26 protein-coding genes are annotated in these 22027 nt (G+C 41.1%); all 26 read left to right on the top strand.

The window, feature by feature from the left end; translation table 11 throughout:
- Positions 1 to 36 precede the first annotated feature (36 nt).
- Positions 37 to 444 carry a flagellar basal body rod protein FlgB gene (flgB, locus tag ASD40_RS01485; RefSeq protein WP_057301564.1) on the top strand — a complete coding sequence of 136 codons (408 nt, stop codon included), beginning with the start codon at positions 37 to 39 and terminating at the stop codon, positions 442 to 444.
- A 6-nt stretch (positions 445 to 450) separates the two neighbouring features.
- Positions 451 to 900 carry a flagellar basal body rod protein FlgC gene (flgC, locus tag ASD40_RS01480; RefSeq protein WP_057301563.1) on the top strand — a complete coding sequence of 150 codons (450 nt, stop codon included), beginning with the start codon at positions 451 to 453 and terminating at the stop codon, positions 898 to 900.
- Between the two features lie 20 nt (positions 901 to 920).
- Positions 921 to 1229 (top strand): flagellar hook-basal body complex protein FliE, encoded by a 309-nt coding sequence (gene fliE, locus ASD40_RS01475; protein ID WP_057301562.1) that lies wholly within the window; start codon positions 921 to 923, stop codon positions 1227 to 1229.
- A gap of 43 nt (positions 1230 to 1272) precedes the next feature.
- Complete coding sequence (gene fliF / locus ASD40_RS01470) at positions 1273 to 2856, top strand: flagellar basal-body MS-ring/collar protein FliF (protein ID WP_057301561.1); 1584 nt, start codon at positions 1273 to 1275, stop codon at positions 2854 to 2856.
- A gap of 12 nt (positions 2857 to 2868) precedes the next feature.
- Positions 2869 to 3885: a flagellar motor switch protein FliG gene (gene fliG, locus ASD40_RS01465; RefSeq protein ID WP_057301560.1), complete on the top strand. Its 1017-nt coding sequence runs from the start codon at positions 2869 to 2871 to the stop codon at positions 3883 to 3885.
- Positions 3878 to 4711: a FliH/SctL family protein gene (locus ASD40_RS01460; RefSeq protein ID WP_057301559.1), complete on the top strand. Its 834-nt coding sequence runs from the start codon at positions 3878 to 3880 to the stop codon at positions 4709 to 4711. Before fliG ends, ASD40_RS01460 begins: the two co-directional genes overlap by 8 nt.
- Entirely contained in the window at positions 4708 to 6033 is a 1326-nt protein-coding gene (gene fliI, locus ASD40_RS01455) for a flagellar protein export ATPase FliI (protein ID WP_057301558.1), read from the top strand. Before ASD40_RS01460 ends, fliI begins: the two co-directional genes overlap by 4 nt.
- Before the next feature lie 9 nt (positions 6034 to 6042).
- Positions 6043 to 6486 carry a flagellar export protein FliJ gene (fliJ, locus tag ASD40_RS01450; RefSeq protein WP_057301557.1) on the top strand — a complete coding sequence of 148 codons (444 nt, stop codon included), beginning with the start codon at positions 6043 to 6045 and terminating at the stop codon, positions 6484 to 6486.
- Between the two features lie 24 nt (positions 6487 to 6510).
- Positions 6511 to 7419, top strand: a complete 909-nt coding sequence (locus ASD40_RS01445; RefSeq protein ID WP_063870686.1) for a MotE family protein — start codon at positions 6511 to 6513, stop codon at positions 7417 to 7419.
- Positions 7420 to 7451: 32 nt separating this feature from the next.
- Positions 7452 to 8894 (top strand): flagellar hook-length control protein FliK, encoded by a 1443-nt coding sequence (locus ASD40_RS01440; RefSeq protein ID WP_057301556.1) that lies wholly within the window; start codon positions 7452 to 7454, stop codon positions 8892 to 8894.
- A gap of 36 nt (positions 8895 to 8930) precedes the next feature.
- Positions 8931 to 9374 carry a flagellar hook capping FlgD N-terminal domain-containing protein gene (locus tag ASD40_RS01435; RefSeq protein WP_057301555.1) on the top strand — a complete coding sequence of 148 codons (444 nt, stop codon included), beginning with the start codon at positions 8931 to 8933 and terminating at the stop codon, positions 9372 to 9374.
- Positions 9371 to 9757, top strand: a complete 387-nt coding sequence (locus tag ASD40_RS01430) for a TIGR02530 family flagellar biosynthesis protein (protein ID WP_057301554.1) — start codon at positions 9371 to 9373, stop codon at positions 9755 to 9757. The genes ASD40_RS01435 and ASD40_RS01430 overlap by 4 nt, the downstream gene beginning before the upstream one ends.
- A 90-nt stretch (positions 9758 to 9847) precedes the next feature.
- Entirely contained in the window at positions 9848 to 10669 is an 822-nt protein-coding gene (gene flgG, locus ASD40_RS01425) for a flagellar basal body rod protein FlgG (protein ID WP_057301553.1), read from the top strand.
- 61 nt (positions 10670 to 10730) lie between these two features.
- Positions 10731 to 10952: a flagellar FlbD family protein gene (locus ASD40_RS01420; protein WP_057301552.1), complete on the top strand. Its 222-nt coding sequence runs from the start codon at positions 10731 to 10733 to the stop codon at positions 10950 to 10952.
- The gene (locus tag ASD40_RS01415) at positions 10953 to 11438 is read left to right on the top strand and encodes a flagellar basal body-associated FliL family protein (RefSeq protein ID WP_057301551.1); all 486 of its coding nucleotides are present in this window, start codon (positions 10953 to 10955) and stop codon (positions 11436 to 11438) included.
- Positions 11439 to 11473: 35 nt separating this feature from the next.
- Positions 11474 to 12472 carry a flagellar motor switch protein FliM gene (gene fliM, locus ASD40_RS01410; RefSeq protein WP_057301550.1) on the top strand — a complete coding sequence of 333 codons (999 nt, stop codon included), beginning with the start codon at positions 11474 to 11476 and terminating at the stop codon, positions 12470 to 12472.
- Positions 12462 to 13751 carry a flagellar motor switch phosphatase FliY gene (gene fliY, locus ASD40_RS01405; RefSeq protein WP_057301549.1) on the top strand — a complete coding sequence of 430 codons (1290 nt, stop codon included), beginning with the start codon at positions 12462 to 12464 and terminating at the stop codon, positions 13749 to 13751. Before fliM ends, fliY begins: the two co-directional genes overlap by 11 nt.
- Positions 13752 to 13775: 24 nt before the next feature.
- The gene (locus ASD40_RS01400) at positions 13776 to 14138 is read left to right on the top strand and encodes a response regulator (RefSeq protein ID WP_029195368.1); all 363 of its coding nucleotides are present in this window, start codon (positions 13776 to 13778) and stop codon (positions 14136 to 14138) included.
- A gap of 102 nt (positions 14139 to 14240) precedes the next feature.
- Positions 14241 to 14816: a flagellar biosynthetic protein FliO gene (locus tag ASD40_RS01395; protein WP_162251186.1), complete on the top strand. Its 576-nt coding sequence runs from the start codon at positions 14241 to 14243 to the stop codon at positions 14814 to 14816.
- Positions 14813 to 15586 carry a flagellar type III secretion system pore protein FliP gene (fliP, locus tag ASD40_RS01390; protein WP_057301548.1) on the top strand — a complete coding sequence of 258 codons (774 nt, stop codon included), beginning with the start codon at positions 14813 to 14815 and terminating at the stop codon, positions 15584 to 15586. The genes ASD40_RS01395 and fliP overlap by 4 nt, the downstream gene beginning before the upstream one ends.
- Before the next feature lie 25 nt (positions 15587 to 15611).
- Positions 15612 to 15881: a flagellar biosynthesis protein FliQ gene (gene fliQ / locus ASD40_RS01385; protein WP_029195371.1), complete on the top strand. Its 270-nt coding sequence runs from the start codon at positions 15612 to 15614 to the stop codon at positions 15879 to 15881.
- Positions 15882 to 15893: 12 nt separating this feature from the next.
- Positions 15894 to 16694, top strand: coding sequence for a flagellar biosynthetic protein FliR (fliR, locus tag ASD40_RS01380; RefSeq protein ID WP_057301547.1), 801 nt, complete (start codon positions 15894 to 15896; stop codon positions 16692 to 16694).
- A gap of 10 nt (positions 16695 to 16704) precedes the next feature.
- Positions 16705 to 17799: a flagellar biosynthesis protein FlhB gene (flhB, locus tag ASD40_RS01375; RefSeq protein WP_057301546.1), complete on the top strand. Its 1095-nt coding sequence runs from the start codon at positions 16705 to 16707 to the stop codon at positions 17797 to 17799.
- Between the two features lie 21 nt (positions 17800 to 17820).
- Positions 17821 to 19854 (top strand): flagellar biosynthesis protein FlhA, encoded by a 2034-nt coding sequence (gene flhA, locus ASD40_RS01370; RefSeq protein WP_057301545.1) that lies wholly within the window; start codon positions 17821 to 17823, stop codon positions 19852 to 19854.
- The gene (flhF, locus tag ASD40_RS01365) at positions 19851 to 21149 is read left to right on the top strand and encodes a flagellar biosynthesis protein FlhF (RefSeq protein ID WP_057301544.1); all 1299 of its coding nucleotides are present in this window, start codon (positions 19851 to 19853) and stop codon (positions 21147 to 21149) included. The genes flhA and flhF overlap by 4 nt, the downstream gene beginning before the upstream one ends.
- The gene (locus tag ASD40_RS01360; protein WP_057301543.1) at positions 21146 to 22015 is read left to right on the top strand and encodes a MinD/ParA family protein; all 870 of its coding nucleotides are present in this window, start codon (positions 21146 to 21148) and stop codon (positions 22013 to 22015) included. Before flhF ends, ASD40_RS01360 begins: the two co-directional genes overlap by 4 nt.
- The last annotated feature ends 12 nt before the right edge of the window (positions 22016 to 22027 follow it).

Raw genomic sequence — 22027 nt, 5'->3', positions numbered from 1 at the left:
TATAAGTCGAATATTCTATAGACGGGGGGTAACATAATGTCTCTGATAGACAAACCAAGTTGGAACTTGATGGAGCGATCGCTGGATGCATCGACTCTAAGACAAAAGGTTGTAGCAAACAACGTAGCCAATGCGGATACACCCTTCTTTAAGCGTTCGGATGTCGTGTTCGAAGAACTTTTACAAGGTCAGATGAATTCATCAACACCCACTATAGAAGGTTATCGGACAGACCCAAGGCATTTCTTAATAGGAAAATCCACAAATCTGCCAAATTCAGAAATAAAAACAGATGAATCGACAGCGATTAATAACAATATGAACAATGTCGATATGGATTATGAAATGTCGTTAATGGCCAAAAACCAACTTAAATACAATGCAATGATTCAACAAATGAATAGCGAATTCAAAAAAATGCGCACAGTCTTAGGAGGGAAGTAATAACCAATGAGGTTAACCAATGGATTTGACATCAGCTCTTCGGCACTGACTGCTCAACGATTAAGAATGGATGTTGTCTCTTCTAATATAGCGAATGCGGATACAACACGTGCTAAGTTCGTAGATGGGAAATGGGTTCCCTATACAAGGAAGTTAGTTGCTTTTGAAACGAAGTCACAGCCCAGCTTTGCGCAATCGCTTAAATCAGCAATGGCCGATGGTACTGGTGAAGGTGTGCGGGTGAATAAAATTTTTGATGATAAGTCGCCTTTGAAGCAGGTATATAACCCAACTCATCCAGATGCGGATGCGAATGGATTCGTTTATATGCCCAATGTCGATGTGCTTAAAGAAATGGTCGATATGATCTCTGCGACTAGATCTTATGAAGCGAACGTAACCGCCCTTAATGCAAGTAAATCAATGATAACCAAAGCTTTGGAGATTGGTAGATAACCAGTACAGGAGGTTGCATCATGATTGACAAAATAAGTTACAGTCCACTAAACATCATGAGTTCCATTCAACCAAAGGATAACTCCGGTGAAGGGGCTGCTGATCTTGGTAAAAGATTCGGTTCGTTCCTGAATGACGCCATATCAAACTTAAACACGCAACAACAGCAAGTGGACAACTTGAATCAGAGTTTCATCAAAGGTGAGCTTTCCGATGTTCATCAACTGACAATAGCCTCTGAGAAAGCATCGCTAGGACTTGAGTTGACTGTACAAGTCAGAAACAAAGTCCTTGAAGCTTACCAAGAAATGATGAGAATGCAGCTGTGATTGAGTTAGATGCTGCTAAATTTTGGTTCGATGAGGTGACAGAGTGAACGAGAACCTGCTCCAGTACTGGGAAAAGGTGAAGCAATATTGGAATCGTTATAGTAGAACTACCAAAATCACTTTTATAGCAACGGTTGTCCTACTGATTCTTACTGCTGCAATTATAAGTATTAATTTATCAAAAACGGAGTATTCACTCGCATTTACGGAATTGCAGCCAAGTGATGCTTCAGCCATCAAGTCGTATCTAGATACCGCAAAAATACCGTATCATCTTAGTGATGATGGAAAAAGTATCGAAGTACCAACAAGCGAAGTAGCAAATGTAAAGCTTGGTGTTGAGTCCCAAGGTTTAAATAAAAACGGCTCTTTAGGCTTTGGTGCGTTTAGCAACAGCAGTTCATTTGGCATAACAGACAACGAATTCAAAGTGAAATACTTGAACGCGATACAAGGCGAGCTTCAACAGTTGATTAACGCTAATCAAGCAATCGCCAGTTCCAAAGTTCTCATCTCACTTCCAGAAGAAGGACCTTTCTTACAGCAACAGCAAGAAAAAGCAACGGCATCTGTTGTTGTGCAAACGAAGCAGGGATATACCTTAGATCAAGCAAAGGTTGATACGATTTATAATTTAGTATCGCATAGTGTTAAAAATCTCCCTCTAGAGAATATTACGATCTCAGACCAGTATGGACAGAGTCTTGTATCTTCGAAGGTGGGCGGAACATCATCCACGAGTTTAGTCACTAGTCAAGTGGATATTAATAACCAGTTCCGTAATGATTTACAGAAGAATATCAATACGATGCTGGGCACGATGTTTGGCCGTGACAAAGTGAATGTAAGTGTATTCTCAACAATGAATTTTGATCAAAAGAAAAGTAAAGAGCAGCTTGTCAGCGCTCCAAATCAAGTGGATCAAAAAGGATTGGAAATTTCCCTGCAGGAAGCAAGTGAATCGTATCAGAACAATGGTGCGGATACAGGCGGTGTACCTGGTACAGGTACTACAGATGTTCCAGGCTATCCTGGGGCTGCCAGCTCAGGCAAGTCTAATTCAGAGAAAAATAATAAAACTGTCAATTATGAAGTCAACCGAATTACGAACGATATTATTTCTACGCCTTATGTTGTAAAAGACTTAAGTATTAATGTGGGGATTGAGCCTCCGGTTATAGATGATCCCAACTCTTTGACAGCTGAGACCAAGGCTGCAGTGCAAAGTGCGCTAGTAAACATCGTAAGAACTGCATTAGCGGATAATAAGGTTACATATACTGACGCAGATTTACAGAAAAAAGTTACGGTATTCGCACATTCTTTTGCAAGACCAGCGGACACACTCGCATCGAAAACAACAACGTACTTAACGTATGCAGGTTTAGCTCTAGCGGCGCTTGCAATTGGATTAATTGCAGGGTTCGCAATTAGAAAACGAAGAAAAGCTGCGCAGCAACAATTGGAACAAGAAATGAATATAGCGGCAGGTAAAGCAGAACTTCCAACGATTGATATCGAAAATGTTACTAATGACAATCAAGTACGCAAGCAGCTAGAGACTCTTGCCAAAAAGCGACCAGAAGACTTTGTTAATTTGCTTCGTACTTGGTTAGTAGACGAATAGAGGTGCACTTGTATGGCCAAAGCTGCTCTGCAAGGGTTAACCGGACGACAAAAGGCAGCCATTCTTTTGATCAGTTTAGGCCCTGAGGTGTCTGCTCAAATATTTAAGCATTTGCGAGAAGAAGAAATCGAGCAGTTAACGCTAGAAATTGCGAATGTTAGAAAAGTAGATTCTTATGAAAAAGAAACTATTTTATCTGAATTTCATCAGATCTGTTTAGCCCAAGAGTTTATTTCTCAAGGTGGTATTGCTTACGCCAAGGATATTTTGGAAAAGGCATTAGGATCACAAAAAGCGCTTGATATCATCAATAGATTGACAGCAACTCTGCAGGTGAGACCTTTCGATTTTGCAAGAAAAGCAGATCCTGCTCAAATCCTTAACTTCATTCAAAATGAGAATTCTCAGACAATCGCTTTGGTATTGTCATATTTGCAAGCAGATCAAGCTTCGATCATCTTGTCATCACTACCACAGGAAAAGCAAGCTGATGTTGCTAAGCGTATTGCACTCATGGATAGTACCTCTCCTGAAGTCATAAGCCAGGTTGAACGCGTTCTTGAACAAAAACTATCGTCAACTGTGACTCAGGATTACACAAATGCAGGTGGTATTGCTTCCATCGTTCAAATTCTGAATGGTGTCGATCGGGGTACAGAGCGCACTATTCTCGATTCTCTCGAAATTCAGGATCCGGAACTTGCGGAAGAAATTAAGAAACGGATGTTTGTCTTCGAAGATATCGTCAATATCGACAATCGCTCCATTCAACGAATTATCCGCGACATTGAGAATGCGGATTTACAGCTTGCCCTTAAAGTTGCAAGCGAAGAAGTTCGAGATGCCTTGTTCAAAAATATGTCCAAACGTATGGCGGATACCTTTAAGGAAGAAATGGAATTTATGGGACCCGTACGTTTACGTGATGTTGAAGAAGCTCAAACCCGGATTGTTGCAACGATTCGCCGCTTAGAAGAATCTGGTGAAATCATCATCGCACGTGGTGGAGGAGATGATATTATTGTCTAACGTCATTAAATCATTTGCTTATTTTCCGTTAGATGATAAGAAAATAGTAGAAACGATTTCACCACTTGAATTATTACGTGCTGGTATGTTAACAGATGATACAAATCAATTGACTCCTGAACAGCAGCAGGAACTGACAGAAGCTACAAGTATGAAGGAGCAGATCCTTCAAGACGCTGAGGCTTTTGCCCACGAACAAATCGACCAGGCTATGCAGGAGTGCGCAGCGCTTCGAGAACAAACTCACGCAGAAATAACGAGTTGGTGGGAGAGCCGCCGTGCAGAAGATGAAGAGCACATCACGATTTCCAGACAATCAGGATTTGAAGAAGGTTACGAACAAGGGATTGTTCAAGCCGAAGAAAACCTCCGCCAAGAATACGGTGAGATGTTATCAGAGGCTCGAGCCATTTTGGAACAATCTTACAAGCTTAAGCAGCAAATCATTCAAGAATCAGAACCTTTTTTAATTGAACTTAGTACTTCCATCGCTGAGAAAGTCATTGGACGTCAATTAACTTTAAATCCAGAATGGGTTATTGATTTAATTCAGATGGTACTTTCACGTAGAAGAGAAAAAGGGATTATCGCGCTTTGTGTAGCACCTTCACAGTTTGCATATATCCAAGAAGCACGCGAAGAGTTACTAACTTCCATTGATTCACAAGCTGAATTACAAATTATCCCGGACTCTACGGTACAAGACCGTGGTTGTGTGATACGTTCCTCATTTGGAAGCATTGATGCCAGAATTGACACTCAGTTAAAAGAGATTAAGTCGGCGTTAAGACAATTGGCAACTCAAAGTGAGGTATCCGAGTTATGAGCAGCAAGCTGCCAAATGCTGATAAATACAAGGAGCATCTACATACGATTGATCCGATTCGAGTGAACGGTAAAGTGACGCAGGTAATTGGGCTGACAGTTGAGTCAGAAGGTCCTGATGTGAGCATTGGCGATCTTTGCTACATATATCCGCACAAGTCAAACAAGCCGCTAAAAGCTGAAGTCGTTGGATTTCGCAGCAACAAAGTAGTTCTGATGCCACTCGGTGATTTGGATGCAATAGGTCCTGGATGCGATGTCGTAGGTACCGGAAAGCCGCTTACTGTTCATGTTGGCCATGAGCTGCTTGGTAAAGTTTTAGACGGTTTGGGACAACCCTTAGATGGTTCATTCCTCCCGTCTAGAATGGCGCAATATTCAACGAATAATGTGCCTGGGAACCCGCTTACACGTCCACGTGTTCTGAATCCAATTTCGGTTGGTGTTCGCTGTATAGATGGATTATTAACAATTGGCAAGGGACAGCGTGTCGGTATTTTCGCAGGTTCTGGTGTAGGTAAAAGTACGTTGATGGGCATGATTGCACGTAATACATCCGCTGATGTCAACGTAATTGCTCTTATTGGCGAGCGTGGTAGAGAGGTTCTAGACTTTATTGAAAGAGATTTAGGTCCTGAAGGACTTGCTAGATCCGTTGTGATTGTAGCAACTTCTGATCAACCCGCTTTAATCAGAATCAAAGGTGCGATGATTGCAACTAGCATTGCCGAATATTTTCGGGATCGCGGCTTAAATGTCATGATGATGATGGATTCAGTCACTCGTTTTGCTATGGCGCAGCGTGAAGTCGGGCTTGCTGTTGGAGAACCTCCAGCCACACGTGGTTATACTCCTTCGGTTTTTGCAATGCTTCCGCGGCTTCTAGAGCGTTCAGGTACGGGACCAAAGGGCTCCATTACCGCTTTTTATACTGTACTTGTAGATGGGGACGACATGAATGAGCCTATCGCTGATGCTGTGCGAGGTATTTTGGATGGTCATATTGTACTTAATCGCAGCATTGCTAATAAGGGTCATTACCCAGCCATCGATGTTTTATCCAGTGTAAGCCGAGTCATGAAAGAAATTGTTCCTACTGAACACATGGAAGCAGCTGATCAATTGAAGCGACTTCTTTCTATATATAAAGATTCGGAAGATCTTATCAATATAGGGGCATACCAAAAAGGTTCTAACCCAAATATTGATATCGCTATGGATAATATCGAGGCAATATGGGATTTCACGAAGCAAAAAACCTCTGAAAAGTTAACATTTGAAGAAGCTCAAGAACGTTTGATTCATGAATTTTATAAGGGATGAGGCTCCTGAATGAATTTTCGTTATTCTTTCCAGCAAATTGTCGATTTGAAAAACAATGAACGAACACAGGCAGAATGGATACTTTCTGAGGCAATGGGGCAACTAAGGAATGAAGAGACGAGCTTGCATGGATTGTTTGAGCAGAAAGATAGCCTCCATAATGAAATGGCTAGTGTATCTAGCAGTTCGGTATCCATCTCCAAGATGCTGTTGATGCAAAATTACATGAATCATGTTGATCAGCAGATCGCACGCAAGCATTTGGATGTGCAGCAAGCACAGCATGTCGTGCTCAAAAAGCAGGAACATCTTTCGGAAAGAATGATTGATGAGAAAGTTTGGTCGAAGGCAAGAGAGAAGGCATACAACCAATTTCAATCTTTTGTCGCCAAAAAAGAGCAAGAAACTCTAGATGAGATGGCTACTAACCGTTTCAAACGATTAACGTATTGAGGAAGGCAAAGGAGGGAAAAGGAGATGGCCGATACAAGCATAGAGGGTGCATCTTATAGTGCACTGGAACGATTTCTGATATGGTTTGTCATCCCCTTTGTGTTTACGGCAGTTTTGCTCTTCGTGCTGTTGTCAATTTTTGATTATGATATCAAGAGCAGTATTCAGAAGGCGCTGCACAATACACCAGTCATTGGGACAATCGTCCCTGCTCCCAAAGAAAAAGCAGTAGTGACGAGTGATGGTAAAGCACCGACTTCTGAGCAAAGCAACAAGATTAAAGATGAAGAGATTACAAAGCTAAATGCAAGAATTGCTGAACTTCAAACAGCTTTGCAAAAAGCCGATTCGACAACCGAGCAGAAGGATCTTTCACTGAAAGATGCTCAGGCGAAGTTAACTGACTTGGAAGAGAAGCTGAAGAATAAAACGCAAACCGAAGAAGAATACAATAATCAAATTACTCAACTTGCGAATATGTATGCAAAAATAAATCCAAGTAAAGCTGCGCCAATCATTGAAGCTTTGACACCTAAAGAAATGGTTCTTGTGTTTTCAATGATGAAAGCAGATAGTCGTGGTGCGATTCTAGAAAAGATGACCCCTACTAAAGCGGCTGAGGCTTCCATTGGGGTTAAGGATGTTGTTCCTGTGCGCGATAAACAAATTGCTGCCTTGCAAGAAAGATTGGCAACGAATGGAGCGACGAAGACCACAACATCCGTAAGTAAAACAGATTTAGGGCAAACTTTTGCCAACATGACACCGAAAAGTGCTTCCAATGTCCTTCTGGAAATGAATAAATCTAACCCTGATAAAGTGTTAGCTATTCTCAGTGGGATGGATAATGCTTCTCGTTCAAAAGTAATGTCTTCATTATCAGACGCAAATAAAGAAATCACAGCTTCCATTTCAGCTAAACTTGTTCAGTAATGTCATTGATTTCACGAAGGGAGGTGAAAAAAATGGACGTACAAATGCCAACAGTACCTACTGGAAACAATGCTGCTTCAACAGCAACAGGTAAAGCAAGTACGACTGAAACGGCTGCCAAGGATACTTCTTTTAATCAAGTATTAGATGGTCAAATTGTTCAAGAGAATGCTTCTGGTGATGCAAATGCTTCTGATCCAGCTCTTTCTCTGAACATGCTGCTTCAAATGCTTCAAAGCTTGGTTATGCCTCTTCAAGGCGCTGCTGTACAGCAGGTCGAACAAGGAAAGGGAGATCAACCTCTACCAGAAATGCTTTTGGAGGCAATGAACAGTAACCCTAAGCTAGCTGAACAATTATTACAAGATCAGAACGTGAAGAAGTGGTTCGAAGATGCTCAGCAATTGTTAAGCACACTTGGTGATACACAATCTAACACGGCTTTCACACTACCGAATGGGTTGAATCTTCAGCCAGCTGATACATTAAACTTACAAGCCCAGAATACTTTGCTTACACTGACTACTTTGACTAAACAGCAGCCTGACAATCCTATTTTGAAGTTTTTGAACCAGGACTTACTTAGCACGATTGAGCCTTTGCTTCCAGATTTAATGGCGACATTGAAGGGACCAACATCAATAACTGATGCAGCAACGAAATCACTCAAGGCTACTGAAGGTTTAGTAGAAGAAACTAAGAGTGATATCACATCTGTTAACAGAGCAAGTCATGTTAAAAAGGCAAACAAGTTAGGTGTTGAGCAGAAAATTGATGGAGATTCATTTACCCTAGTGCAACCATCAAAGTCAAAGCTTGAGCTTTTAGCAATCAAGAATGTACTTCACGCACCAGTTGTCGAGTCTACTACAGCGTCCGAAGAATCTTTTGCTGCCCTAGTTGATTTGCCGACTGAAGAAGCTCCAGCAACGAATAACATCGTTACGATCGGTGATTTGCAGAAAGCGCAACAGGCTGCTGTTCCAGTTGATAAAACGCCAACAGCAACAATCAATGCGGCGAATTTTACAGAAGAAATGACAGAGCATGTGTTGAAGAACTTGAAGATAACGATGGCTGGCGGTTTTTCTGAAGCTAAACTATCTTTATTCCCTAAAAATCTCGGTCATATTGATGTAAGAATATCGATGCAGGATGGACAACTGATAGCTCAATTTGCAGCTGATTCCTTAGCAGGTAAGCAGATGCTGGAAAGTCAACTTCCGCAGTTACGACAAGCTCTTCAAACACAAGGTTTGCAAGTTGAGAAGCTTGAGGTCACTCAAAATCAAAACATGCAATCTAGTATGTTTCAAGATCAACGTCAACAGCAAACATTTAGTCAATCTCAGCGTCAAAGTAAAAATGCTTCTGGTAACTATGAGGAAGATTCAATTGATTTTAATATAGAAATTGAGAATGTAGCTCAAGTACGAACTGCAGTAAATGGTAACTCCTTCGATGTTATTGCCTAAAAAAGCAATCTATGTGATTCAGCTGGAGGTGAAAGTGTGGCTACAACCCCTATTTCAGGTAATGTTACGGATTTGATCAATACTGGAAATAAAGCAAAATCGAAAGAGAAAGACAACAATACGTTAGGCAAAGATGATTTCCTTAAAATCTTGATTACACAACTTCAAAATCAAGATCCGACGCAACCTTTACAAGATAAAGAGTTTATTGCACAAATGGCGCAGTTTACATCCGTAGAGCAACTGACCAATATGGCCGGTGAAATGAAGCTAATGCGTCAATCTCTTGGTTTTGTTTCAGGCTTGATTGGGAAATCGATCACATGGACGGATATCGACTCATCTGGAGCATCTGTTGAAAAGTCTGGTGTTATTGATTCCATTACATTCAAAGACGGAAATCAATATGCCAATGTGAAGGGAGAGGAAATTTCTCTTGACAAGCTCAAGAAAATTGAGAATGTTGGAGAAACCAAATGACAGAGAGAATATCCATAGGGCAGCTTTATCCTAATGCGGTTTCTCCAGCGTCTACGAGACGAACACCTGTACAGCAACCGGTAACCCAATCCGGTAGCCCTACTTTTCAAAAACTTCTTCAGGAGCAACTTGTTCGTTTCAGTCATCATGCAGAGGTTAGACTTAAAGAGAGAGGCATTCAACTAAAGCCTGAGCAATTGGATAAGCTTAGTACAGCTATTGATAAGGTAGCCGCTAAAGGCGCTAAGGATGCGCTTATGATTTTAGGTGGAAATGCTTTAATTGTTAATGTTCCTAACCGAACTGTTGTGACGGCGCTTGATGGAAATGCGATGAATGAACATGTTTTCACGCAAATTGATAGTGCCATTATTATTTCTTAACCATCAGGCTCGACCGTGCAGGAAGCCTGGAGCTGTGGAGCGATTGAAGCAGTTCATTATATTTATATCCGATTAGGAGGCCTATTATAGATGTTAAGATCCTTGTACTCAGGCGTTTCAGGTATGCGTGGTTTTCAAACGAAATTGGATGTCATTGGTAATAATATCGCAAACGTAAATACCATCGGTTTCAAAGGCAGTCGTGTTATGTTTAAAGATATTCTCAGTCAAACCGTTGCTGGTGTTAGTGCTGCCGATGAGAACCGTGGTGGTGTGAATGCTCAGCAAGTAGGATTAGGCGTTAGTTTGGCTGCCATTGATACAGTACATACGGCTGGAAGTGCAATGACAACGAATGTCACTACTGATTTGCGTGTTAACGGGGATGGATTCTTTGCAGTAGGTACTACCGAGCAGGTGGATGCACCTTACTTGACAAGAGCAGGTAACTTTACTTTAGATGCTTCTAGAAACCTTGTAAATGCAGAAGGGCTACATGTTATGGGGGCTGATAATGCCGGTCCGATAGTGCTTCCTGATGACATAGTTTCATTCTCGATTGCACAAAACGGCGATATCATCGGTGTCAACAATACAGGAGCAACGGTTACTACAGGTCAGAAAGTTGGCGTCGTTAAAGTCATTAACCCTTCGGGGCTTGAGAAAATTGGCGGGAATTTGTATCGTATGACAGCGAATGCAAACCCAGAGGGTGAAATTGTAGTTGGGGCAGCGGGTAATCCAGAAACGGGTACTGGGACACTGATTTCAGGTCAACTGGAAATGTCGAATGTTGACTTAACAGGTGAATTCACCGAAATGATTATTGCTCAACGTGGTTTCCAAGCCAATTCTCGAATTATTACGACTTCGGATGAAGTACTTCAAGAAGTCGTAAATCTTAAACATTAATCTTAAATTGATGTGAAATAGGGGAGCTAGCCTCCCCTTATCCTGATACAGGAGGAGAAGCATGATTTCTCTCACTCGTTTAAACGGGAAAGCGATTATCCTGAATGCCTTGCTTATCGAAATTATTGAAGAGACTCCAGACACAATGATTACATTAACGACAGGAAAGAAAATCACAGTACTCGAAAAGGCAGAGGTTGTGGTAAGCTTAGTGCGGACCTACATGCAGGAGATTGGCTCAGTACGAGCGACAATAAAGTCCAGGGATGCGGAGGGTTCGTAAGTGTTTAAGAACAAAATTTTCATACTCATTGTCTCTATTCTAATCGCAATTACTCTGATTTTGACAGCTGCCTTTGTTTTGTGGAATTTTATGGAGAAAAATAATCAATCCAAAGACCCTGCAGTACAAGCTCAGGATGCTGTTGCAAGCGTGAAGCCAACGAAAGCGCCATCTGCGGAAGCTAAAAAGGCAAACACTGCAATTATTAAAGATATCTTGACGAATTTGTCTGGCAGTCAAAACTTCATTAAAATCAGCTTCGCTTTTGAATTAGAAAATTCAAAGGGTAAGGCAGAGTTTGATAGTTTGCTGGACTCAGCGGTTAAAGGAACAATCGTACAAGCGCTTGGAGATTTGACAAAAGATCAAATTGAAGGAAGTAAGGGTTCCGACAGTTTAATCTCTACGTTAATGAACAAATTAAACCCGCTGTTACATGAGGGTAAAATCAAGCAAATATGGATAACCGATAAAGTACTTCAATAACTCGCTGTTGATTTTGCTTAAAGGAGGTGACTCGAATGGTTGATGTTCTATCGCAAAATGAGATCGATGCCTTGCTAGCTGCTCTGTCCTCAGGCGAAATGGATGCGGATGAACTTAAAAAAGAGGAAACGCAGAAGAAGGTAAGGGCCTATGATTTTAAGAGAGCCGTACGTTTCTCAAAGGATCATATTCGTAGCTTAACCCGGATTCACGAAAACTATGCACGATTTTTAACAACGTATTTTTCTGCCCAGCTCCGTACGTTCGTACAGATCAGTGTTGTCCAGGTTGAACAACTGCCCTATGACGAATTTATTCGTTCGATCCCGAAAATGACCATTTTGAACATCTTTGAAGCGGAGCCTTTAGAGGGTCGAATGGTGCTTGAGGTTCATCCCAATGTCGCATTTGCTATGTTGGACCGTTTGTTGGGCGGTGCAGGTACGACCCCAACCAAAATTAATGCCTTAACTGAGATTGAAACGATTGTGATGGAACGTATTTTTAGCAGAGCATTCGATAGTTTACAAGAGGCATGGAAGACTGTCATTGATATTCAACCTCGTTTAGAGGCCCTTGAAACAAATCCGCAGTTCATGCAGATTGTTTCACCCAATGAAACCATTGCATTAATATCACTTAGCACCAAAATCGGTGATACAACAGGGATGATCAACTTGTGTATCCCTCATGTTGTCATCGAACCCATTATGCCTCGACTTTCTGTGCATCATTGGTTTGTCTCCCAGAAGAAGACGAGAGCACCTGAAGAAGTGGAAGCACTTCAATCGCGCTTGGAAAAAACCAAGCTGCCACTCATTGCAGAATTGGGATCGTCTGAAATTTCCATACGTGATTTCCTTGGCTTAACGGCTGGCGATGTAATCCCGCTGCATAAATCCGTCGAAGATTCGCTTCAAGTCAAAGTGGGCGAGAAGCTGAAATATCTCGGAAGCCCCGGTACCTTAAAAGGGAAGATGGCTGTACAAATTACAGAAATCGTAAACGAAGGAGAAGAAGATTATGACGAATAACAGAGATTATTTGTCCCAGGAAGAGATCGATGCTTTGTTGAGACAGTCTTCAGACGATAGTTCAGCCACTTCTTTTAACGGGCCTCCTATAGTTGAAGACTATTTATCTCCCCTAGAACAGGATGCACTTGGTGAAATTGGTAATATCACTTTCGGTAGTGCAGCCACAGCACTTTCGACATTGCTTGGAAAGAAAGTAGACATAACAACACCAAAGGTTTCTATTATTGGTAAAGAAGAATTGGGAGAGCAGTTTCCAAAACCTCATGTAGCCGTTCATGTGAATTATGTTGATGGTTTTGACGGTATTAATCTACTTGTTATTAAAACACGTGATGCTCAAGTCATTGCTGATTTAATGATGGGAGGTGATGGTACTGGCGGTGATGAAAATCTTAGTGAGATTCACATCAGTGCTGTACAAGAAGCCATGAATCAGATGATGGGATCTTCTGCTACGTCCATGTCTACCATCTTTAATCGATTTGTCAATATCTCTCCTCCAGGAATCGACATATTAAATTTGTCGAAAGGAGAAGGAAAACTACCGGACGAGGACGTATTTATAAAGATATCGTTCCGACTTACCATTGGCGATCTTATTGATTCTAACATCATGCAATTATTACCTGTTCCATTCGCCAAAGAAATGGTATCGACTCTCATGGGTGGTGATTCTGACTCTTCAATGGAGGCTGCGCCTGCGGCTCAAGCACCTGCCCCTGCAGCACCATCACAATTACCTACACAGGAAGCTCATACGCCGCCTACAGCAACTCCAAGTCCCATTTACGAGCAGCCTATGTACCAACAACAGCAGCCAATGTATGAACAACCGATGTATCAACAGCCAAGAATGGGGCAGCCGATGTATCCACCTCAACAGCCCATGTACCCGCCACAGCAACCCATGTATCAGCAGCCTCCGGCAGCTTATGGTGGGATGCCGAATCGGAATGTAAATGTTCAACCCGTGCAATTTGGAAATTTACAATCGGGTTCGTTGGGACAGGCTGATGATACAAACCTTAATTTATTACTAGATATACCTCTTAAGGTAACAGTAGAATTAGGCAGAACGCACAAGGTGATTAAAGACATCTTAGAACTTTCCCAGGGATCGATTATTGAATTGGATAAGCTGGCAGGTGAGCCTGTTGATATCTTAGTAAATAACAAGTTGATTGCCAAAGGCGAAGTTGTCGTCATCGATGAAAACTTTGGGGTTCGTGTAACAGACATCGTTAACCAGTGGGAACGAATTCAAAAGTTACAATAATTTAAATTTAGGGGGATTTTACTCATGGCTAACCGTATTCTAATTGTTGATGATGCTGCATTTATGAGAATGATGATTCGTGATATTTTATCTAAAAATGGTTACGAGGTTTGTGGCGAAGCGAATGATGGTGCTCAAGCCATCGAAAAGTACAAAGAATTGAAACCAGATTTAATTACGATGGATATTACGATGCCTGAGATGGACGGCATTCAAGCATTGAAAGAAATCAAAAAAATTGAACCTACTGCAAAGGTCATTATGTGTTCCGCGATGGGGCAGCAAGCTATGGTTATTGATGCCATTCAAGCAGGGGCAAAAGACTTTATTGTTAAACCATTTCAGGCAGACCGTGTTATCGAAGCGATTAAAAAGACTCTAGGTTAAACCGTCAACGTTCGGTTGAGTCTTACATAAACCGAAAGGGTTGTGACTATGAGAAGACTCCAATCGAAACGACTGATTACTGCCATATTAAGTGTAGTCGCAATGTTATATACCAAATCCATTAGCTTTGCTGAAACAGAGCCAGGACAAGGTCTTCCAACATCAGATTTTCCGACTACTGACCCATTTAATTCGTTTGGCATGATTGTTAAGGTCATTTTCTTTCTCGTATTAATTATTCTCTTATTCTTTGTGCTTATGAAGTACATAGCTAAGAAAAATAAAGGTACTATGTTCGGGAACTCAATTCGTTCTTTAGGTGGAGTTCCCCTCGGACAAAATAAATCTATTCAAATAGTTGAAATTGGTCATTCGCTCTTCGTGGTTGGCGTCGGTGAGAACATTCAGTTGTTGGATAAGATCAATGACGCCGATGAAGTTGCGTATATCTCGGAATTGCTTACTTCTTCTGAGGATGATCGCGTGGGCTTTGGTGCAATAAGTAAGTGGATAAGCAAACTTCCTGTTAGAAAGAAAGAGATTGAGGAAGAAGTAGAAATTACTTCATCCTTTCAACAAGTATTTCACGATAGGCTGCAGCGAGTATCTAACCGTAATAAAGATGCTCACGAATGGCTTTCTGATCAAAAACAAACAGATCGGTTGAATGATGAATGAAAAGAAATAAATTAGTTCTTACGCTTCTGATTGTTATGATTTCAGTGTTCCTCTTATCACTGACAGCTTCTGCTGCTGAAACAGATCCAAACAATCCGATCCCTGGGTTAAATGTGAATATTGGGACTAGTGGCGCTGCCGGTGGTTCTTCTAACACAGTTACCTTATTGCTCTTATTAACCGTATTAAGTCTTGCACCATCTTTTCTTATTTTAATGACTAGTTTCACAAGAATTGTCATCGTGCTTGGATTCGTTCGAACATCCCTTGGAACCCAGCAGATGCCGCCTAATCAGGTTTTAATCGGACTAGCTCTGTTTTTAACCTTTTTTATTATGTCTCCTACTTTGGGAGAGGTTAACCAGACAGCTTTGCAGCCTTATCTGAAGGGTGAAATTAATCAGACCCAGGCTTTTGAGAAAGCGTCCTTACCAATGAAGAAGTTTATGTTCAAACATACACGTCAGAAGGATCTAAAGTTGTTCTTAGACTATACCAAAGCTAAGGCACCTACAGGCGTAGAAGATATACCGATTACTTCATTAGTTCCGGCATACGCAATAAGTGAACTGAAATCAGCTTTCCAGATGGGATTCATGATTTTCATCCCGTTTCTGGTCATAGATATGGTTGTATCCAGTACCTTAATGGCAATGGGAATGATGATGTTACCGCCTGTTATGATTTCTCTCCCTTTTAAAATTCTACTTTTCATACTTGTAGATGGTTGGTATCTTGTGGTGAGATCTTTACTCCTAAGCTATGGTTGAGGATCAAGATATCGGAGGTTTCTAGATGGGCTCGGAATTTGTAATACGGATTGCTGGTGAGGCTGTTTATACCGTGCTTAAAGCAAGTGCACCCATGCTTATTATTGGGCTTGTCGTTGGTCTGATCATTAGTATTTTTCAAGCAACGACGCAGATTCAAGAACAAACCTTGGCGTTTGTTCCCAAAATTGTGGCGGTTCTGCTGTCTATCTTAATATTTGGACCTTGGATCATGAATACATTGGTTGACTTTACTTTTAATTTACTCAACAACCTTTACAAATTCGTTGGATAGGTTGTGAGCGATATGACATACTTTTTCCAAGTTATCCCTATCTTTCTGCTTATTTTTTGTCGAATTACATCGTTCTTTGTCGTAGTCCCAATTCTTTCTTCAAGAAATGTTCCAATGATGTTCAAAATCGGACTTTCCGTATTCATCTCGTTAATCATTTTTGCGACTATGGGGTTGGATAAGCCCATTCCCATGGATGGTGAATACATTCTATTGATCATTCGTGAAATGCTTGTTGGCGTTTTACTTGGTTTTCTGGCCTATATCTTTTTTACAGTTGTCCAGACAGCCGGCTCTTTTATGGATATGCAAATCGGCTTCAGTATGGCGAGTGTGATTGATCCTCTAACGGGGGCTTCAAGTCCAATGTTAGGTAACCTTAAATATATGATCGCCGTGCTGCTTTTTCTTTCTTTTGATGGGCACCATTATTTGATCAGAGCGATTATTGACAGCTACCGTTGGATACCGCTAGACAATCAGCTGTTCACCCGCATCTATGATGGACAAATTTCGAATTTCTTGTTTCAATCGCTTTCAAAAATGTTTTATCTCTCGTTTCAACTCGCTGCTCCTATCATAGCAGCCCTTTTTTTGACAGATTTAGGGTTAGGACTCTTAACAAGGGTTGCTCCGCAATTCAATATTTTCGTTATAGGCGCACCTTTGAAAATGATCCTTGGCTTTTTTCTGCTGGTCATTATTTTCCCGGAATTAATATCTCAATTTCAAAATTTATTTGCAACCATTTTTGATTACATGGAGAAGTTGCTTCAACTGATTAGCGGCACACAGCAACCATCACCTAAGTAGGAGGTAAGCCGTGTCCCAAACATTACGCTTGAAGCTCGATTTACAATGGTTTGCTGGGGAAAAGACGGAATCTGCTACAGCAAAGAAGAGGCAGGACGCTCGTAAAAAGGGTCAAGTTGCGAAGAGTATGGACCTACCGGCGGCATTTATTTTACTCTTTTCATTTCTATCTTTCCTCATGTTCGGTGGTTATATGAAAGAGAAAATTGTAAACATCTTTCGCAACGTGTATGAGAATCAACTGACGATGGATATCACAGCCGCAAACGTTCAGGTATTATTCGTAGATTTAGTCCAACAAGGGTTAATCATTTTAGCTCCAATTTTCATCCTTGTTGTTTTAGTTGCTTTTATTGGAAATTATGCGCAAATTGGCTTTATGTTTATTGGCGATCCCCTGATGATGAAGTTTAGCAAGATCAATCCGATCGAGGGCTTCAAGCGAATTTTTTCGCTGCGGACCGTGATGGATTTTCTTAAGTCAACAATGAAAATGTTAATTATCGGTTATGTCGTGTACACGACATTAATAGGGGAAAAAGCTAAACTGCTAGGACTTGGCCATGCTCCATTGGAGAGTACATTTTCATTTATTGCCTCGGTCACCCTAAAACTAGGGATCAAAATTGGAGCAATTTTAATTGTCCTTGCCATTTTTGATTTCATATATCAAAAGTATGAGTATGAGAAAAGTCTCAAAATGTCCAAACAGGATATTAAGGATGAGTATAAGAAGAGTGAAGGGGACCCACTTATCAAAGGAAAAATTCGCGCAAAGCAGCGCCAGATGGCCATGCAGCGCATGATGCAGGAAGTCCCCAAAGCTGATGTTATTATTACCAATCCAACCCACTTTGCGGTTGCTTTGAAATATGATTCGAACAATATGCAAGCCCCTACAGTTATTGCTAAGGGCGCGGATTATGTTGCTTTAAAGATTAAAGAAGTTGCGAAGAAAAACGGTATTATGACGATGGAAAATAAACCGCTTGCTCGAGCGATCTTTGCACAGGTGGAAATTGGTGACTCTATTCCCGCTGAGCTGTTCCAGGCTGTCGCAGAAGTATTGGCTTATGTATATAAAGTGAAGGGCAAAACGAACTAATGAGGAGGGGGGTACAATCAGATGAAGATCAAGGATTTATTGGTTCTTATAGGCATTATCGGTATTGTATTAATGATGATTGTACCGGTTCCAATCCCTTTGCTGGACTTTCTTTTAATTATTAATATATCGATTGCCTTAATGATTATTTTGGTTGCTATGAATACAAAAGAAGCTCTTCAGTTCTCCATCTTCCCTTCTTTACTACTAATTACGACATTGTTTCGGTTGGCGCTAAACGTCTCAACTACGCGGAACATTTTGTCGCATGCAGAAGCAGGCGACGTGGTCAGAACTTTTGGTTCTTTCGTTGCTCAAGGCAATATCGTCGTGGGATTCGTCGTGTTTCTCATCCTTGTCTTGGTACAATTCATCGTAATTACCAAAGGTTCTGAGCGCGTTGCCGAGGTTGCAGCGAGATTTACTCTCGATGCGATGCCGGGAAAACAAATGAGTATTGACGCAGATTTGAATGCAGGCTTAATCAATGAGGTCCAAGCTCGTGAACGTAGACAAAAGATTGAACGTGAAGCTGATTTCTACGGAGCTATGGATGGTGCAAGTAAGTTTGTGAAAGGGGATGCCATTGCCGGCATTATCATCCTCGTCATTAATTTGATTGGTGGCTTTATTATTGGGATGACGATGAAAGGGATGTCTTTTTCTGAGGCACTTGAAACCTTCTCGATATTAACTATTGGTGATGGACTCGTCAGTCAAATTCCAGCCCTTTTAATTTCAACTGCAGCTGGTATTATCGTGACACGCGCATCATCTGAAGGTAATTTAGGTCACGATATAACGAAACAATTAACTGCACAACCGAAGCTTCTTTATATTGTTGCTGGTACCCTCATGGTGCTTGGTTTATTCACACCAATTCACTGGTTCACTACGTTTCCGATTGCCGGATTGCTAATTTTCGCAGCTTTTAAAATGCAAAAGAATTTGGAGCGCGAAGCGATCAAAGAAGAACAATTGGTGGAGGAGCAGCAAATTGAGGAAGTGCGGAGTCCTGAAAGTGTTATTTCCTTGTTACAAGTCGATCCGATTGAGTTTGAATTCGGTTATGGTTTAATTCCTCTTGCTGATACTCAACAAGGCGGAGATTTACTAGATCGGATTATCTTGATTCGCCGACAATGTGCGCTTGAGCTTGGGGTTGTCGTACCCGTTATTCGCATCCGTGACAATATTCAACTACGGCCGAATGAGTATATCATCAAAATAAAAGGCAATACGGTTGCACGCGGCGAACTACTTCTTAATCATTACCTAGCCATGAGTCCTGGTATTGATGATGATTCAATAGCAGGTATAGAAACGACTGAGCCTGCCTTTGGATTGCCTGCTATATGGATAGATGAAGTGACCAAAGAAAGAGCGGAGTTATCTGGCTATACAGTCGTTGATCCTCCTTCCGTAGTGGCTACACATTTAACCGAAATTATTAAGAAACATACACATGAACTTCTGGGTCGTCAAGAAACTAAAGCACTTATCGATAATGTTCGCGAGTCTTATCCAGCACTTGTTGATGATCTTATTCCTTCTGTGTTATCAGTTGGGGACGTTCAGAAGGTATTGGCTAAGTTACTGCGTGAGAAAATTTCTGTACGTGACTTGGTAACGATTTTGGAAACTCTTGCTGATTATGGTTCTTATACAAAAGATCCTGAGATATTGACTGAATATGTTAGACAATCATTATCGAGACAAATCACGCAGCAGTTTACTTCTTTAGGTGATTCCCTAAAAGTCATTACAGTTGGTCCATCTGTGGAAAAGAAAATTGCCGATTCTGTTCAGCAATCAGATCAAGGAAGTTACTTAGCCCTTGACCCATCCTCTTCACAAATAATTTATCATCGCGTCAGTGAGCAAGTTACTAAATTGATTCAATCCGGAGAACAACCTGTAATTTTAACTTCACCAACGATTCGGATGTATTTAAGACAATTGCTTGAGAGAACTTTGCAAGATATACCTGTATTATCCTACAGCGAATTAGAGCCTAGCGTTGAAATTCAGAGTATGGGGGTAGTCAATTTATGAGAGTAAAAAGATACGTTGTCGATTCCATGCCGGACGCCTTGCAAAAAATTCGCACGGATTTAGGCAAGGATGCAGTAATCCTCAATACCAAGGAAATTCGCACAGGTGGTTTTCTTGGTCTATTCGGTAAGAAAAAGATTGAAGTTATCGCTGCAATTGATGGAGCAAACACGAATTCAGGAGGGGCCACTCAGCGGTTTACACCTCAGCCTCAACAGCAGAAAGTCATGAGTCAAGCTCAACCTTCGAGAGCTCAATCGCATCTATCTGATTTTCCTGAAGTCCCAGATGTGATTGCTCCTGTTTCAGCCCCAAAAGAACCAGTTACCGTTAGTGCAGGTGTTGAGACGCAACAGAGTTTTGCTTCGCAACAGTCTTACTCTCCCGTTTCGGTAAATGCACCTAATAGAGTCAATCTCAAAGATGAGCACCTCATGGAGGAGCTCAAACAAATGAAGGAAATGATGAGAAAGCTTACTCATGCATCCGAGGTGTCAAATCTCCCAGAACCTTTACAGAAGATCGAACAACGATTATTTGACCAAGAAGTAGATCCTACATTAGTTCGTCAAATTATGGATGAAGCTGTGGCCGATTTTCAGCTTGCAGATGAGCCTGTGACAGATAAGTCAGCTCTTCAAGTGGTGCGATCCAAGCTAGGGCAGGTGCTTCAGTCCAATCGAAGCAAACAAATTTCACCACAAACACGCGTTGTACATTTCGTAGGTCCAACAGGAGTTGGCAAAACGACAACCATTGCCAAGCTAGCAGCAGAGCAAGTGTTGAAGTATCAACATAAGGTTGGATTTATTACTTCAGACACGTATCGAATTGCGGCAATTGAACAGTTGAAAACATATGGAACAATCTTGAATGTACCGCTTGAAGTTGTTTTCTCACCGCAGGATTTAGCGAAGGCATTTCATAATCTTGAAGAATGTGATGTCATTTTCATGGATACGGCTGGACGCAATTTTCGAAATGAAATGTATGTTTCGGAGCTTAACTCTTTGCTAAAGACACAAGGAAATAGTGAGACTATTCTAGTTCTGAGCTTAACAACGAAGTATCGGGACATGAGAGCGATTACGAACAATTTTAATAAGTTTAAGCTAGACAAAGTATTATTCACCAAAATGGATGAAACAGACTCCTACGGTGCGATTGTAAATGTTGTTCACGAGTTCTCACTGCAGCTTTCGTATGTTACAAACGGTCAAAGCGTACCCGATGATATTACGGAAATGAATGAGTGGCAAATCATTGATTTGTTATTGGAGGAACCTAGAGCATGAAGGATCAAGCAGAAGGGTTGCGGAACCTGGTACAAATACAGAATGAAAAAGGCACAAAAGCAACCAGGATTATTACCGTGACTAGCGGAAAGGGAGGCGTAGGTAAATCAAATTTTACGCTAAACTTTGCTTTAACGCTTCAGTCCCAAGGTTATAAGGTACTTGTCTTTGATGCAGACATTGGGCTTGCCAACATTGATGTGCTGATGGGGATTTCCTCCAAATACAATTTGTATCACTTATTGAAAAAGGAAAAAACGATCTGGGAAATTATCCAGAAAGGCTACAATGATTTAGATTTTATAGCAGGTGGATCTGGATTTAACGATTTACTTCGCTTAACCGATGATGAATTGAACTACTTTGCCGAGCAAGTCATGCAGCTCAACGGATATGTTGATTTTATTATTTTTGACACAGGGGCCGGATTGTCCAAAGAAACGTTGAAGTTTATTCTCGCTGCCGAAGAAGCTTTTGTTGTCACAACGCCTGAGCCTACTTCCATAACGGATGCTTATGCCATTATAAAAATGGTTAACTCAATGGGACATGACGTTTCTTTTAAACTAGTAATTAACCGAGTAACCGATGCAAAGGAAGGCAAGCACACGGCTGATAAAATTTCTTTAGTCGCTAAACAATTTCTGGATATCCAGATCCCTACATTAGGATTCGTTGACGATGACGCAGCTGTATCTAAGGCGGTTAAAAAGCAAATACCTTTTACTGTTGCTTTTCCGAATTCGGCCGCATCACGAAGTCTTCAATTATTAGTCGATAATTATCTTAATGGTTATCGAGTAATCGACACACCTACTTCCGGTGTCAAGGGCTTTTTAAATAAAATGATGAAACTTTTAAAATAGGATTTTCGCAAA

Origin of the sequence: Paenibacillus sp. Root444D2, from assembly GCF_001426375.1 — a bacterium.
Taxonomy (GTDB): Bacteria; Bacillota; Bacilli; order Paenibacillales; family NBRC-103111; genus Paenibacillus_E.
This window is presented reverse-complemented; position numbering and strand designations above follow the sequence as displayed.